The 14,374-nt window shown below is 65.7% G+C and carries 10 protein-coding genes and 1 pseudogene; 6 read left to right on the forward strand and 5 right to left on the reverse strand.

Annotation, left to right across the window (positions count from 1 at the left end):
* Positions 1-2: 2 nt before the first annotated feature.
* The 3 genes and pseudogenes from ACP694_RS07370 to ACP694_RS07380 all read left to right on the forward strand — a co-directional run bounded on the left by ACP694_RS07370 (position 3) and on the right by ACP694_RS07380 (position 3,343).
* On the forward strand, positions 3-2,423 hold the full coding sequence (locus tag ACP694_RS07370; RefSeq protein ID WP_426011487.1) for a TonB-dependent receptor: 2,421 nt from the start codon (positions 3-5) through the stop codon (positions 2,421-2,423).
* 105 nt (positions 2,424-2,528) lie between these two features.
* Positions 2,529-2,648, forward strand: a pseudogene (locus tag ACP694_RS07375) (IS5/IS1182 family transposase); the annotation flags it as partial.
* 5 nt (positions 2,649-2,653) lie between these two features.
* Complete coding sequence (locus ACP694_RS07380; protein WP_426011488.1) at positions 2,654-3,343, forward strand: DNA polymerase III subunit epsilon; 690 nt, start codon at positions 2,654-2,656, stop codon at positions 3,341-3,343.
* Between the two features lie 135 nt (positions 3,344-3,478).
* Here the strand turns inward: ACP694_RS07380 and ACP694_RS07385 are convergent, their stop codons facing one another.
* The 3 genes from ACP694_RS07385 to ACP694_RS07395 form a co-directional block, all read right to left on the reverse strand.
* Positions 3,479-5,041, reverse strand: a complete 1,563-nt coding sequence (locus ACP694_RS07385; RefSeq protein WP_426011489.1) for an alpha-N-arabinofuranosidase — start codon at positions 5,039-5,041, stop codon at positions 3,479-3,481.
* A gap of 74 nt (positions 5,042-5,115) precedes the next feature.
* Positions 5,116-6,918: an IlvD/Edd family dehydratase gene (locus ACP694_RS07390; RefSeq protein WP_426011490.1), complete on the reverse strand. Its 1,803-nt coding sequence runs from the start codon at positions 6,916-6,918 to the stop codon at positions 5,116-5,118.
* A 271-nt stretch (positions 6,919-7,189) separates the two neighbouring features.
* Complete coding sequence (locus ACP694_RS07395; RefSeq protein ID WP_426011829.1) at positions 7,190-7,918, reverse strand: FadR/GntR family transcriptional regulator; 729 nt, start codon at positions 7,916-7,918, stop codon at positions 7,190-7,192.
* Between the two features lie 343 nt (positions 7,919-8,261).
* Here ACP694_RS07395 and araD1 point away from each other — a divergent pair, with 343 nt between their 5' ends.
* The 3 genes from araD1 to ACP694_RS07410 all read left to right on the forward strand — a co-directional run bounded on the left by araD1 (position 8,262) and on the right by ACP694_RS07410 (position 12,354).
* Entirely contained in the window at positions 8,262-9,254 is a 993-nt protein-coding gene (gene araD1 / locus ACP694_RS07400) for an AraD1 family protein (RefSeq protein WP_426011491.1), read from the forward strand.
* 260 nt (positions 9,255-9,514) lie between these two features.
* Positions 9,515-11,041: an aldehyde dehydrogenase (NADP(+)) gene (locus tag ACP694_RS07405; protein ID WP_426011492.1), complete on the forward strand. Its 1,527-nt coding sequence runs from the start codon at positions 9,515-9,517 to the stop codon at positions 11,039-11,041.
* A gap of 164 nt (positions 11,042-11,205) precedes the next feature.
* Positions 11,206-12,354: an aldose epimerase family protein gene (locus ACP694_RS07410; protein WP_426011493.1), complete on the forward strand. Its 1,149-nt coding sequence runs from the start codon at positions 11,206-11,208 to the stop codon at positions 12,352-12,354.
* 352 nt (positions 12,355-12,706) lie between these two features.
* On the opposite strand, the gene ACP694_RS07415 is transcribed toward ACP694_RS07410, so the two are convergent.
* Both ACP694_RS07415 and ACP694_RS07420 read right to left on the reverse strand, forming a co-directional pair.
* Positions 12,707-13,501, reverse strand: coding sequence for a polysaccharide deacetylase family protein (locus tag ACP694_RS07415; RefSeq protein WP_426011494.1), 795 nt, complete (start codon positions 13,499-13,501; stop codon positions 12,707-12,709).
* Between the two features lie 9 nt (positions 13,502-13,510).
* A complete protein-coding gene (locus ACP694_RS07420; protein ID WP_426011495.1) occupies positions 13,511-14,356 on the reverse strand; it encodes a glycosyltransferase family 2 protein in 846 nt (281 codons plus the stop codon).
* Positions 14,357-14,374 lie beyond the last annotated feature (18 nt).

Raw genomic sequence — 14,374 nt, forward strand, 5'->3', positions numbered from 1 at the left:
CCATGCGACGCAAGTCGTTGATCCGCCGCCACGGAGCTTGGCCCTTCGTGTTGATGGCCGGCCTGGGCGCCGGGGCGGCGCACGCCGCGCCCGCCGAGAGGCCATCCGCTCCCGTGCGCCTGCAGATTCCAGCCAAACCCGTCCGTGCTTCCCTGATCGACTTCGCGCTGCAGGCGGACCTGTCCCTGGGCGGCGACCTGGAAGCCTGCGTCGGCGCCGCGCCGGCCCTCTACGGCCGGATGTCTTCTCAGACGGCGCTAGAACGGATCCTCGAACACAGCGGCTGCAACTATGTCATGCCCGACCCGCGCACGGTGGTGATCCGCAAAACCGCGCCGCCCCGGGCCCGCCCCGCTTCCGTCGTCGCTCCAACCACGAGCCTAGGCTGGGGCGAGGTCGTCGTCATGGCCCAACGCTACCCTAACCTGCCCGGCCGCACGCCGTACGCCATTTCCGTCGTATCGGGATCTACGATCGCTCGCGAGACCCTCACCAGCCTGGCCGATCTCACCGGGCAGGTCGCTGGCATGACCGTGACCAACCTGGGCCCCGGGCGCGACAAGATCCTGCTGCGCGGCCTCTCGGACGGCGCCTTCACAGGCCAGGCCCAGTCGATGGTGGCGCTCTATCTGGATGACGTGCCGATCACCTACAGCGCGCCGGACCCGGACCTGCGCCTGGCCGACATCGAGCGAGTCGAGGTCATGCGCGGCCCCCAGGGCACGCTCTATGGCGGTGGATCGTTGGGCGGGGTCCTGCGCATCGCCACGCGTAAGCCCGACCTCGACCGCTATCAAGCCAACGTCCTGGCGGGCCTGGCCTATATCTGGAACGGCGGGGTGGGCGACGAACTGGAGGCGACGGCTAACATTCCCCTCATCCCCGGTCGGGTCGCCCTGCGCGCGGTCGCCTATCGCGACAGCCAGACCGGTTACATCGCCAACCCGACCCTCGGCCTCAAGCACGTCAATGGCTCCAAGCGCGAGGGCGTGCGGGCTACCCTGCGGGCGGCGCTCTCGCCACATTGGACGGCCACGCTGGGTCTGACCACCCAGTCGATCAACAACAGCGACACTCAATACGGCCTGCGTCGTCTGGGGCCGCGTCTGCGCGACAACGCCGTGCGCGAGCCGCACGACAACGATTTCGACGACGTCTCCCTGACCCTGGCGGGAAACGGCGGCTGGGGGCGGTTGACCGGATCGGTGTCGCGCCTGTCGCACCATTTCGACAGCCGTTATGACGCCACTTCGGTAGCGACACTATACGGGCTCCGCGGCGGCCCGGCGGCGTTCGACGAGGAAAAAGCCATTGACCTGACGGTTGGGGAGGTCACCTACGCCACGCCGAGCGAGCATCGGATTCATGGCCTGGTCGGCGCTTTCGGCTCGACTGGGGCGATCCACCTGCACAGCCTGCTACACGGGCTCACGGCGTCGGGTCTGACCGGCTACGACGAGCAGCGACGCGACAAGATCAACGAGACAGCTCTCTATGGCGAGGTCACGTTCGACGCCACCAAGCGTCTATCGGCGACCGCCGGCCTGCGCTGGTTCGACTTCCGGTTCGATACAGACTCCCGGACCCTCCAGACGACCGGCCAGCGCGTATTCAGTGGCTCGGACAACGCCACAGGCCTCTCACCCAAGATCCTGCTCAGCTACGCAGCACGGCCTGGTTTGCTGTTCTACGCCCAAACCGCCGAGGGCTACCGACCCGGCGGGTTCAATACCGCTGGCCGGATCGGCCAGGCCTTCGACGTCGCCGGAGCGCCAGCGCGTCGATACCAGGCCGACGAGCTTTGGAACTATGAGCTCGGCGTCAAGCTGCGGGGCTGGGACGATCGCCTACAGGCGCGGGTCGCCTTATTCTACGCGACTTGGGAAGCGGTGCAGAGTGACCAGTACCTGGCCGACGGCACGGCCTTCACGGCCAATATCGGCAACGGAGCCAACCGGGGTGTCGAGGCGGAGGCCGCCCTGCGCCTGAACGACCAGATCGACCTGCGCGCCGCCGCCCTGCTGAACGATCCGCAGATCACCCGCCAGAACCTCGACTTCAGTTCACGCCACGACGCCAGCCTTCCTGGCGTGGCTCGGACCTCGGCCAGCATCGCCGCCGACTATCATCGCCCCCTGCCCCATGAGCTGACCCTGCGTCTGCAAGGCCAAGCGACCTATGTCGGAGCTTCTTATGTGACCTTCGACGCCGACAACATGCATGAGATGGGCGAATATCTGGGCCTTCGCGGCGTCGCCAGCCTGGAGGCCGGGGCCTGGACCCTCGCCGCGACGGTGGACAATCCGTTGGGCGCGCACGCCAACAGCTTCTCGTTCGGCAACCCGTTCCTGATCACCCGCGACCAGATCATCACCCCGCCTCGGCCGAGGACCATCGCCCTGCGAATGTCCGCACGCTTCTAGACCAGCCGATAGACCAGCCGAGGCTAGGGTCTGTGTTCAGTTAGGGGATTCCCAAATATGCGGCTGAGTGATTCATAGGAGGTCGGCTTCGAGGAGGGCTGGCTGATGCGACGCTACGGACTGCGGGACGACCAATGGGAGCGGATCAAGGAGAGTCTTCCGGGCCATGAAGGTCATGTTGGCGGGACGGCGAAGGACAACCGGCTGACGGTCGTGTGCGCGTTATAGATTTGGAGACATCCGGGTCGTCCGCCCACGACGTCTGCAAGATCGGCTGGCAGGACGTGGCGCTCGGAGGCGACGGGCGGCGGGTCGTCAACGATGAGCGCGGCGCGGTCTTCGTCGATCCTGGCCGCCCCATCTCGTCGGCGACCATCGCGGTTCATCACATCGTCGATGCGGACGTCGCCGGCGCGAAGTTCTGGAAAGACGCCGCACCACCCATCCTGAAGCCGGCGGGCGGCGTTCGAGCAACGGTATTGCACGCCGCGACTGGGGGCGGCGTGCGTTGGATCTGCACCTGGAAATGCGCCTTGCGGCTCTGGCCCGACCTGCCGGGATTTTCGAACCAGATGCTGCGCTACGAGCGGATGCCCGACGGCTTGAACCGCCAGCTTTGCCTGCCCGCTCATCGCGCCATGCCCGACGCCTATGTCACCGCCCCTCACCTGCGAGACATGCTGAACATCGTCTCGGTCGAGCAATTGCTGGCCTGGAGCGACGAGCTGGAGCTGTTGCCGCGCATCCCAAAGGGGGCCAATCGCGGCAATCCCTGGTCGTGCCTGGGCGCCGATGCGCTCATCGGTTTCACAAAGGATCGTGACGTCGACATCCGATTCAGCGCGAAAATCGAGCTACGCCGCAGAGGCGAGCTTTCCGATCTTGCCTCGCCGGTCTCCGTGCAACAGAGCCTGCTCTGAGACGTCATTGGCGCCCTCGGCGGAATGAGCGCGACGCTTCCGAACCTCGATCCGGGACATTCGAGTCTCTGGGCGAGACCAGCCGGCGCCGCCTCCAGCACGGGGATGGCGGCGCCGGGCAGTCGTCGCCAGACCCTAGGTCAGGTCCAGCACGACCACGGCCTTGGCCGGCAGGGTGACGGTCAGCGTGGCGCCCTTGATCTGCGCGTCGTTGAAAGCGGCGGGCTTGACGACGTTTGGCGCGTCGAACGTGTTGTGAGCGCTCATGGTCGAGGCGGTCAGCACCCTGCCCTTCGCGCTCTTGCCGGCCACACCCGCGAGCTTGATCTTCACGGTGGCCGGCATGTTCGGATTCAGGTTCACCAACGCCACGTGCACCACGCCAGCCGTGTCGCGTCCCGCCGAGGCGCTGACGGAAGGCACGCTGTCCTTGCCCATCACATAGGCGGGGCCATCAACCTCGAGCGGCAGGGACGTCGCGCCCTGGAACGGCTTGTACAGATCGTAGACCCAGTAGGTCGGGGTCAGGACCATCCTGTCCTTGTCGGTCAGGATCATCGCCTGCAGCACATTGACCATCTGGGCGATGGCGGTCAGCCGCACCCGGTCGGCGTGCTTGTGGAAGATGTTCAGGGTCGCGGCGGCCGCCACGGCGTCGCGCATGGTGTTCTGCTGATAGAGGAAACCCGGATTGGTGCCGGGCTCGACATCATGCCAGATCCCCCACTCGTCGACGGCCAGGCCGACGCGCTTCTGCGGGTCGTACTTGTCCATGATCGCGCTATGTTTGGTGATCATCTCGTCCATGCGCAGCGCCTGCACCATGGTGTCGGCCCAGACCTGCTCGTCGAACTTCGTGGCCGAACCCTTGATCGACCACCGGCCGCTGGGGATGGTGTAATAGTGGACGCTGATCTGGTCCATGTTCTTGGCCGCGCCGGCCATCATGGTCTCGGTCCAGCTATAGTCGTCGCTATTGGCGCCGCCGGCGATCTTCTGGGTCTTGGTTCCCTGAGGCACACGGATGAATTCGGCGAAGTTGCGATAGAGGTCGGTATAGTGGGCCGCAGTCATCTGGCCGCCACAGCCCCAGTTCTCATTGCCAACGCCGAAATAGTCGAGCTTCCACGGCTGCTCGCGGCCGTTGGCGCGGCGCAGGTTGGCGATCGTCGATTTGGTGGGCGAGACCATGTATTCGACCCACTCGGCCATCTCCTGGGGCGAGCCGGTGCCGACGTTGCCGGCGACATAGGTCTTGGCGCCAATGAGTTCGGCGAATTCCATGAATTCGTTCGTGCCGAAGGCGTTGGTCTCTTCGACCCCGCCCCAGCTCACATTGACCTTGGTCGGGCGCTTGTCGCGCGGGCCCACCCCCTCGCGCCAGTGATAGTCGTCGGCGAAGCAACCGCCGGGCCAGCGCACCAGCGGCACCTTGATGGCTTTCAGCGCCGCGACGACGTCGTTGCGGTAGCCCTTGGTGTTGGGGATCTTGCTGTCCTCCCCAACCCAGACACCCTCGTAGATGCCCCGGCCCAGATGCTCGGCGAACTGGCCGTACACCTCGGGCTGGATGACCGCGCCGGGCTGGTCGGCGTGCAAGGTCGCGGTGACGGCGGTCTGGGCGCTCGCGACGCCGGTGGCCAGGATCGCGATGGCGGCGCCCGCGACGAGCGCGTGCTTCAGCGTGGTCAGCTTCACGTAGTTTCCTCCAGGTTTCCTCGCCGGTTGACCGGCTCGTTGGCGTTCGCGACCGGGGCGAGGCCCCTGTCGCCTTAGTGGTTGTCGCGCGGCAGGCCCTTGGTCTGGGCGATGCGCTGGTACTTGACCGCAGGCTCCAGCACCGCACCGGTTTCCATCTGGCCGACGATGGCCCGTTGGATCTCCTGCCAGGGCGTCTGGCTTTCGGGATAGACAAAGCCCCCTGCCCGATCGAGCGCCGCGCGACGCGCGACGATCTCTTCCGGCGTCACCAGCACATCGACCCTCGACTTGCGCAGGTCGACTCGCACCCGGTCGCCGGACTTCAGCAAGGCCAGGCCTCCGCCAGCGGCGGCTTCGGGTGAGGCGTTGAGGATCGACGGCGAGCCCGAAGTGCCCGACTGACGCCCGTCGCCGATGCAGGGCAACTGATGGATGCCGCGCTTGATCAAGTAATCAGGGGCTCGCATGTTCACGACCTCGGCCGCGCCGGGATAGCCGATCGGTCCGGCGCCGCGCATGAACAGCACACTACGCTCGGTGATGCCCACCGATGGATCGTCGATCCGCCGGTGATAGTCCTCTGGCCCGTCGAACACGATCGCGTCGCCTTCGAAGGCGTCTGGATCGTCGGGGTCGGAAAGGTAGCGATCGCGGAATTCGGCGGTGATGACGCTGGTCTTCATGATCGCCGAATTGAACAGATTGCCGCGCATGACAACGAAGCCGGCCCGCTGGACCAGCGGCTTGTCGAAGGGCCGTATGACCGCCTCGTCTTCGATGATGGCGTCCCGGCAGGCGTCGCCCAGGCTTTGACCCGAGACCGTCAAGGCGTCCTCGCGGATCAGGCCTTGGCTCATCAGCTGATTGACCACGGCCGGCACGCCGCCGGCCCGGTAGTAGTCCTCCCCGAGATATTCGCCAGCCGGCTGCAGATTGACCAGCAGCGGCACCTCTTCACCATAGGTCTGCCAATCGTCGACGCTCAGCTCCACACCGATGTGGCGGGCCAGGGCGTTGAGATGGATCGGGGCGTTGGTCGAGCCGCCGATCGCTGAGTTGACAACCACGGCGTTGAGGAAGGCGTCGCGGGTTAGTATGTCGGACGGCTTGATGTCCTGGCTGACCAGATCGACGATCCGAAGGCCCGTCTCGTAGGCGTTCTGTTGCCTGTCGCGGTAGGGCGCGGGAATGGCCGCCGAACCGGTCAGCGACATGCCCAGCACCTCGGTCAGCGAATTCATGGTCGTGGCCGTGCCCATGGTGTTGCAGTAGCCTGTCGAGGGGGCCGAACTGGCGACCAGCTTGATGAAACCGGCGCGGTCGATCTCGCCGGCCGCCAGCAGCTCGCGGGCCTTCCAGACGATGGTGCCCGAGCCGGTGCGTTCGCCCTTGTACCAACCGTTCAGCATGGGGCCGACCGACAGGGCGATGGCGGGAATATTGACCGTGGCGGCGGCCATCAGACAGGCTGGGGTGGTCTTGTCGCAGCCGATCGTCAGTACGACGCCGTCGATCGGATAGCCGTAGAGCGTCTCGACCAAGCCCAAATAGGCCAGATTGCGGTCCAGGCCGGCGGTCGGTCGCTTGCCGGTTTCCTGGATGGGGTGGACCGGGAATTCCAGGGCGATGCCGCCTGCCGTGCGGATGCCCTCGCGGACACGCTCGGCCAAGACCAGATGGTGACGGTTGCAGGGCGAGAGGTCGCTGCCGGTCTGGGCGATGCCGATGATCGGCTTGCCCGACTGCAGCTCGTCCAGAGACAGGCCGAAATTCAGGTAGCGCTCAAGATAGAGCGCCGTCATGTCCGCGTTGTCCGGATTGTCGAACCAGGCGCGCGAACGAAGGGCGCGGGGCGGAACAGCGTTAGAGCTCATGACGATCCTTGGCACGGCGACACCGGAAGGGTCCGTCGCGACGTACTGACTATTGATCCGCCACGTCAGCGGGTCAGCGACATCCGACCGTCTCATTCCAATTCATTTGTCTGACTATACCGAGCACTCCCATGCGTCAACGCGGAGCCACGCCGCTGACAACGGTCATGAGCCGCTTTCACAAAGGGAAGGCAGCGCTACCTATTTTCGGACGATGGGCAATCCACGGCAATTTACGCGGAAATCCGCCTGCGTAGCGCAGCTTGCGCGTCTACCTCTTCGGATCGATCGCCGCGCGGGTATCCTGCAGCGCCAGACTGACCAAACGCTCCATGGCTTCACGAGCCTGGTCGGGGCGAGCCGCGGCGATGGCGTCGAACACCATCCAGTGCTCGGGCATCGGATCGCGCGGCAGCTCGCGATTGCGCTGCTTGAAGATCGTCGTCCAGCGGACGGCCGCTCCGATGCTGCTGCTCAGCGTGAACAGCGGCGCATTGCAGGTCGCTTCCAGCACGGTGTCATGGAAATCGCGGTCGGCGGCCTGGCCAGCCTCGGTGGCCAGGGTCTCGTGCTGCATCTGGATCAGGGCCTGGCGCATCCGCTCCAATTGCCGCGCGTCGCGGCGCTCGGCGGCCAGGGCGGCGGCCGCCGGCTCGACGATCATCCGCAATTCATAGAGACCCTTGAGGAACTCCTCGCTTGGCTCCGACACGAAGAGCCAGGCCAAGACCTCCGGGTCCAGCAAGCTCCATCGGGCGCGGGGGGTGACCCGAGTGCCAGTCTTCGGCCGGCTCTCGACCAGGCCCTTGGCGGCCAGGATGCGGATGGCCTCACGGTAGGCGCTGCGGGAGACCTGCAGCTGTTCGCTGGAATCGATCTCATTGTTGAGAATGTCGCCCGGCGCATATTGCCCCGAGACGATGGCCACGCCGAGTGTGCGGGCGATCGAGCCGTGGATGCGCCCCCGATGCGGCTCGCGCCCCGGATCGCCGTCGCCCATCGTGTCTTTCGTCTTTCGCACGTGCCCTCTGCTCCGCCTCGGCCCCTCGGGCGGACGGCGATCGTCCATCGCTTCCGGCCATCTCGCGGCGACACTAGGAAGACAATTTGTCTGACGACAAGAAAATTTCAGGGTCGACCACGGCCCGGCCGCGATCCGACCAGAATCGCGAGTAACACAATGATTACGACAGGCGACAGGTGGTGGTGTTTTACCAGGGTCGAAATTCTAAGCGTTTTTCTTTCCTGTTCTTGCGGCCTCCGCCACGGAAGCTGGTTTGACAGCTCATCTAAATTGCTATTTGTCAGACTTAATCGCAGACGGCGCGTGAGGCGGAAAGAGCATGGTGTTTCGGTTCGTGCAGTTGAAGGAACCGGACCGGCGAACCCTCGCCGCGGTCAACGACGCCGGCCTGGCCCGCCGCGTGGAAGTGGCCGATACGCTTTATGATCTGGCTCAGATGGCGCTTGGTGTCGGCGCCACCCTAGTCGAGGCGGCGCAGTCGAGCCCGCTGGGCGAAGAGATCGACATCCCCTCGGCGCTCGCCGATGGCCGGGTCCTGGCTCCCATCGACCATGTTGACCCCGCCCACCTCATCCTGACCGGCACGGGCCTGACCCATCTGGGTTCGGCCGAAGGGCGTGACAAGATGCACAAGGCCGCCCAGGCCGGAGAACAGCTCACCGACTCCATGCGCATGTTCCTGATGGGCGTCGAGGGCGGAAAGCCCGCCCCAGGCGCCGTCGGGGCGCAGCCGGAATGGTTCTACAAGGGCGATGGCTCGCACGTGGTCGGGCCGGGCAGTCCCCTCACCTCGCCCGCTTTCGCCCAGGACGGCGGCGAGGAGCCCGAGATCGCGGGCGTCTATCTGATCGGATCGGACGGTTCGCCCCACCGCCTGGGCTTTTGCCTGGCCAACGAGTTTTCCGACCATATCGTCGAGCGTGGGAACTATCTGTGGCTGGCTCACTCCAAGCTGCGCCAAGCTGCCCTGGGTCCCGAACTGCTGACCGGCGAACTGCCCGCCGACGTCCGCGGCGCCAGCCGCATCCTGCGCGGCAATGAGATCGTCTGGGAAAAGCCTTTCCTGTCGGGCGAGGTCAACATGTCCCACACCATCGCCAACCTCGAACATCACCATTTCAAGTACGACCTGTTTCGTCGCCCAGGCGATATTCACATCCACTTCTTCGGCGCCGCCACCCTGTCGTTCTCCGAGGGGTTCCAGACCAAGCTGGACGACATTTTCGAGATCAGCGCCGCGCCCTTCCTCTACCCCGCCCGAAACAGCCTGGCCCAGGCGCAGCCACGTCAGGTGACGGTGCGCAGTCTGTGACGGTCTGAAAGCTCGGCATCGCGATTGAAACGTGCAGGGCCAGTTGAAACTGTCACACGGCGCCGCCAAATTGTGGACCGATGTGACCCCGATCCTTGAGGCGCCTGGCGCCGAGCCTCCCGGTCGCTACAACGCCTTCGCCAATCTGATCGCCAACCGTCAAAAGCGACGTGGATATCAGCCCGTTGCGCCACGTCCGCCGCCCCCCTGTTGGGGCGAAGGGCGTTGCGCCAGCCCTTGTGGAACAAGCGAGTATCCAAATGTCAGACGCCGCGCTGCGAGCTCTCAATCCCGCCACCAACGAGGCCTTCGGGCCAAGCTTCGTCGAGCCGGACGCGGCGGCGATCGCCGCAGCCTGCGCCGCCGCAGCGGCCGCCTTTGACGTCTATCGCGAGACCGACCTGGAAACCCGCGCGGCGTTTCTGGAGGCGATCGCCAGCGAGATCGAGGCGATCGGCGACCCACTGATCGAGACCGCCATGGCCGAGACCGGCCTGCCGCAGGCCCGGCTGACTGGAGAGCGCGGTCGCACGACCGGTCAGCTCCGGCTGTTCGCGCAGGTGGTGCGGCGCGGCGACTGGATCGGCGCGCGCATCGACCCGGCCCAGCCCGACCGCCAGCCCATGCCGCGCTCGGACCTGCGCCAGCGTTTCATTCCGCTGGGTCCCGTGGTGGTGTTCGGCGCCAGCAACTTCCCACTGGCCTTCTCGACGGCGGGTGGTGACACCGCCTCGGCCCTGGCTGCGGGCTGCCCGGTGATCGTCAAGGGCCACCCCGCCCACCCCAATACCGGCGCCCTGGTCGGCGGGGCGATCGCGCGCGCTGTTGCGTCGGACGGACTGCCGAGCGGCGTCTTCGCTCTGCTGACGGGGCAGTCGCACGCGCTGGGCGGCGCCCTGGTGCGCGATCCGCGCGTAAAGGCTGTGGGCTTCACCGGCTCAAGGGCTGGCGGCGTGGCCCTGGTCAAGATCGCCGCCGAGCGACCCGAACCCATTCCGGTCTTCGCCGAGATGAGCAGCGTCAATCCCGTGGTCCTGTGTCCGAGCGCCCTGGCGGCGCGAGCCGAGGCCCTGGGGGCGGCGTTCATCGGCTCCCTCACCTTGGGCGCGGGCCAGTTCTGCACCAATCCCGGCCTGATCTTCGCGCTCGCGGGCCCCGACCTGGAGCGCTTCACGGCTTCCGCCAGCGCGGCGCTCAACGCCGCCGCGCCGCATCTCATGCTGACCCCCGGGATTTTCGGCGCCTATGAGCAGGGTGTCGATCGCCTCGCCGGCCGCGACGGCGTCCGCCTACTGGGGCGTGGTTGCGTCGGGGACGGCGTCAACCAGGCGGTCGGCGCGCTGTTCGAGGTCGACGCCAAGACCTTCCTGAGCGACGCGGTGCTAGGCCACGAAGTCTTTGGCTCTTCCTCGCTGATCGTCCGTGTTCGGGACCTTGAGCAGCTTCAGATGCTGCTCGAAAGCCTGGAAGGCCAGTTGACGGCCACTCTGCACATGGACGCCGCCGACTCCGATCTGGTGCGGAGCCTGCTGCCGATCCTGGAGCGCAAGGCCGGGCGAATCCTGGCCAATGGCTGGCCGACCGGCGTGGAGGTGTCGCACGCCATGGTCCATGGCGGCCCCTTCCCGGCCACCTCCGACCCGCGCGGAACGTCGGTCGGCACCCGAGCGCTCGAACGCTTCCTGCGGCCCGTTTGCTATCAGGACATTCCGGGTAATCTGCTGCCGGCCGCTCTGCAGGACGGCAATCCGCTGGGCGTCGCGCGCGCGACCGACGGCGTTTTTTAGAACAGCTCTGAAGATCAGGTCGCCGATGCGCGGCGACCTGGTTGCATCGGTCCATGGTCGACTGCCGACAAGCCGGATTGCGTCTGAATTATTTGTCTGAGTATATGACCTGAAGCGACCGTTCCGTCGGTTAGAGTCGCGCAGTCCGCTCTGGAGAGGAATTCATGAAAGCTCGGCGTCGCGCCTTCTATGGCGCCATCCTGCTGACCGCCGCTGTCTTGCCGACGACCGGTCTGGCGGGGGACTACGCCCGCAGGTCGTTCGGCCAGACACCGTCTGGCGAGGCCGTCGAAGCCATCACCTTGAGCAATGGTCACGGCGTAAGCGCCACGGTGATCACCTATGGCGCGACGCTGCAGGCCTTGATCGCTCCGGACCGGAGCGGAAAGTCCGCCGACATCGCGCTGGGCTTCGCCGACGCCGGCGCCTATGTCCGTAACGCCAGCTATTTTGGCGCCTCGGTCGGGCGCTTCGCCAATCGCCTTGGCAAGGGGCAGTTCAGCCTGGACGGCAAGACCTATCAGTTGGCCCTGAACAACAACGGCGTCGCGGCCCTGCACGGTGGGACCAAGGGGTTCGACAAGGTCGTGTGGAAGGTCCAAGAGGTCAAACGCGGCCCGGTGACCTCCGTGACCTTCAGCCATGTCAGTCCGGACGGCGACGAGGGCTATCCCGGAACCCTGACCGCCACGGCGACCTATGCGCTGAACGAGAACAACGAGCTGACGATCACCTATGCCGCGACGACCGACAAGCCGACCATCGTCAATCTAACCAATCACGCCCTGTTCAACCTCGCCGGTGAGGGCGCGGCCGAGGGGGCGATGGGCAATGTCCTGACCCTGACCGCCGATGCTTATACCCCCGTCGACGCGGAGCTCATTCCGACCGGCGTAATCACCCCCGTGGCGACGACGGCGTTCGACTTTCGCGCTCCAACGGCCGTCGGTGATCGGATCCGCGACGCTGGCGACCCCCAACTGGTCATCGGCCGAGGCTACGACCACAATTACGTCCTGACGGGAACCTCCGGCGCGGCGCCGCGCCTGGCCGCCCGCCTGTCCGATCCCAAGAGCGGCCGGGGGCTGGAAATCCTGACGGATCAGCCCGGCATTCAGTTCTACTCGGGGAACTTCATCGACGGCACGACGGTCGGCAAGAGCAGGCGGATCTATCGTCAAGGCGACGGTATCGCGCTGGAGCCGCAACGCTTTCCAGACGCCCCCAACAAGCCGAGCTTCGCTTCGGCGCGTCTGGATCCGGGCCAGACCTATCGGAACACAATGATTTTCAGGCTGACGATCGACAAATAGGTCCAGCCGCTTCATCCGCATCGACGGCGGCGGGGGCTATTCGACGGAATCCGGGCCGCCGCGGCATTTCCTTGGAATCGCCGGGAAAAGACATTTCGTCTGTCGGGGTTCTGGCGAGACCCGCCCAGGGAAATCCCCCGATATACCGCCGTGAGCGGCGGGGTCATTCTGCCAGCTCTTCAAACCATATTGGCTGGGAGGCAAGACGCCGTGAGCATTCTTCGAGGTTGCTCAACGGTGATCGTCAACGGCTTGAGCTACTCGCAGGTGCGGTAGCACCTGGTACGCGCCCTAATATTCGCGGACGACGGTCCAATATATCGTGGTCAATCCATCACGGTGACGCGGAGGCCTAGCCGACTTTCAGCGACGGCGTTGTCGCGGAGGCGAGCGCGCCCATGCCGACGGGGCCGCCGGCCAATGAACGGCGGCTGACCGGCTTGACCACGGGCAGCAGGGCCTCAAGGAAGTGCCATGCCGCTTCGTCATGGTCGAGATGATGGGTCAACAGGCCCACGGGCTCGTCCCATAGCGTCTTGAGGCGGCGTTCGGCGAGATGACGACGGGTTCTCAGAAGAAAGCGAACCGCGCCCCGAAAGCGGGCGCGAGGTTTCCAGCGCATGATATCCAAATGGGTGTCCAGGCGCGCCGTCGGTTCGTGCTCGTCGCGCATCTCGCCGTAGCAGGACAGCGTCAACCCCCGCAAGCGGAGCGCGGTCTTCAGGGTCGGATGGGCGTTGTTCCATGGCGGCACGAACAGGCTGGCCCTGACACCCGCGCGACGGAACACCTCGATCGCTTCGCCGAGCTCCTGGATGACGTCGGTCAGCAGGTCGAGTTCGTTGACCTCGCCCGAAGGCTGGCCAGGCGGAGCCCTGTTCTCGTGGCGGAACCCGTGGATGGCGAGTTCGACGCACGGCGTCTCGCGACAGGTCTTCGACAGGGCCGGTATGTCGCCGTCCGGCACTGCGGCCAAGGTGATGGGTGCATCGAAGCGGCGCGACAGGGCGAGTAGCCGGTCAAGGGCCGGGCCTGGCTGGCGGGCATCGTCATCCCGCCACCAGACCAACGGTCCATGGCCGCCAGCTTTCCAGCGGGCGAGCTCGGGACCGAGGATGACCGCGATCAGAAGACGATTTGGCAACATGGCGAAAGCCTAGGCCGAATGACCCAGTCTGGCGTCCTCGCTAGCGAGGCTTACCAGGGTTGAATGGCCCAATCGCACCGTGGTGAGGTCCCGGGCGTTCAAGAAGCGGATTTCGCGGGCCTTCAGGTTGGACAATAAGGGGTAGAGCGCCGCCATGACGGCGATCAGGAAGCCCAGATCGCCCTCCTTGTAACCCTTGCGCGAAACGTAGCATTTGTAGAAGCGGCGCACGCCACGGAACAGGTCGTCCCACAGGCTCTTGATCTTGCCGCTTTCCGCCAGATCCTGGCCGCGCAGCGCCGTGTAGCGATTGAGACGCTGGATCATGTCGGCGATATCATCATCGACCTTGTGCAGGATGGCGTTGCTCAAGCGCCCGCCGTAGACGCCCGTAAAAATGGTGCCGGGATGGACCCGCTCGCTCTTCCAGCTCTTCACGCCCTTGCGGAACAGTCGCGCTACCGACGAGGCGCCGAACGAGCCGCCCCAACCGTGCCGCACCAGTTGCTCGCCGACGAAATTGTCGACCGGGACTTGGTACCAATCGCCGGCGTCCGGACGGGCGACGGTCTCGCGGATCTCCTGGGCCAGCGCCGGCGGCACGGCCTCGTCGGCGTCCAACTCAACGATCCAGTCTCCTCGGCAAGCGGCTACGCCGGCTTCCTTGCGAAGGCCCTCGACGGGGAAGATGCCGGAGACGACCCGCGCGCCCATGCGGCGCGCGATGGCCTCAGTGCGGTCGGTGCAGCGATCGGCCACCACGACAATTTCATCGCAGAACGCCAGACGCGCCAGGCATTGCGCGATACGCGCTTCTTCATTGTGGGCGCAAACGAGCCCCGACAGCACAGGCATTGATCTTCCCCGACCTTG

Origin of the sequence: Caulobacter sp. DWR2-3-1b2 (genome assembly GCF_049896345.1) — a bacterium.
Lineage (GTDB): Bacteria > Pseudomonadota > Alphaproteobacteria > Caulobacterales > Caulobacteraceae > Caulobacter.

Coding starts and splice junctions, on each gene's coding strand:
- ACP694_RS07370 (WP_426011487.1), top strand. CDS start 3: ATGCGACGCAAGTCGTTGATCCGCCGCCACGGAGCTTGGCCCTTCGTG.
- ACP694_RS07390 (WP_426011490.1), bottom strand. CDS start 6,918: ATGAGCTCTAACGCTGTTCCGCCCCGCGCCCTTCGTTCGCGCGCCTGG.
- ACP694_RS07395 (WP_426011829.1), bottom strand. CDS start 7,918: ATGGGCGACGGCGATCCGGGGCGCGAGCCGCATCGGGGGCGCATCCAC.
- araD1 (WP_426011491.1), top strand. CDS start 8,262: ATGGTGTTTCGGTTCGTGCAGTTGAAGGAACCGGACCGGCGAACCCTC.
- ACP694_RS07405 (WP_426011492.1), top strand. CDS start 9,515: ATGTCAGACGCCGCGCTGCGAGCTCTCAATCCCGCCACCAACGAGGCC.
- ACP694_RS07410 (WP_426011493.1), top strand. CDS start 11,206: ATGAAAGCTCGGCGTCGCGCCTTCTATGGCGCCATCCTGCTGACCGCC.
- ACP694_RS07415 (WP_426011494.1), bottom strand. CDS start 13,501: ATGTTGCCAAATCGTCTTCTGATCGCGGTCATCCTCGGTCCCGAGCTC.
- ACP694_RS07420 (WP_426011495.1), bottom strand. CDS start 14,356: ATGCCTGTGCTGTCGGGGCTCGTTTGCGCCCACAATGAAGAAGCGCGT.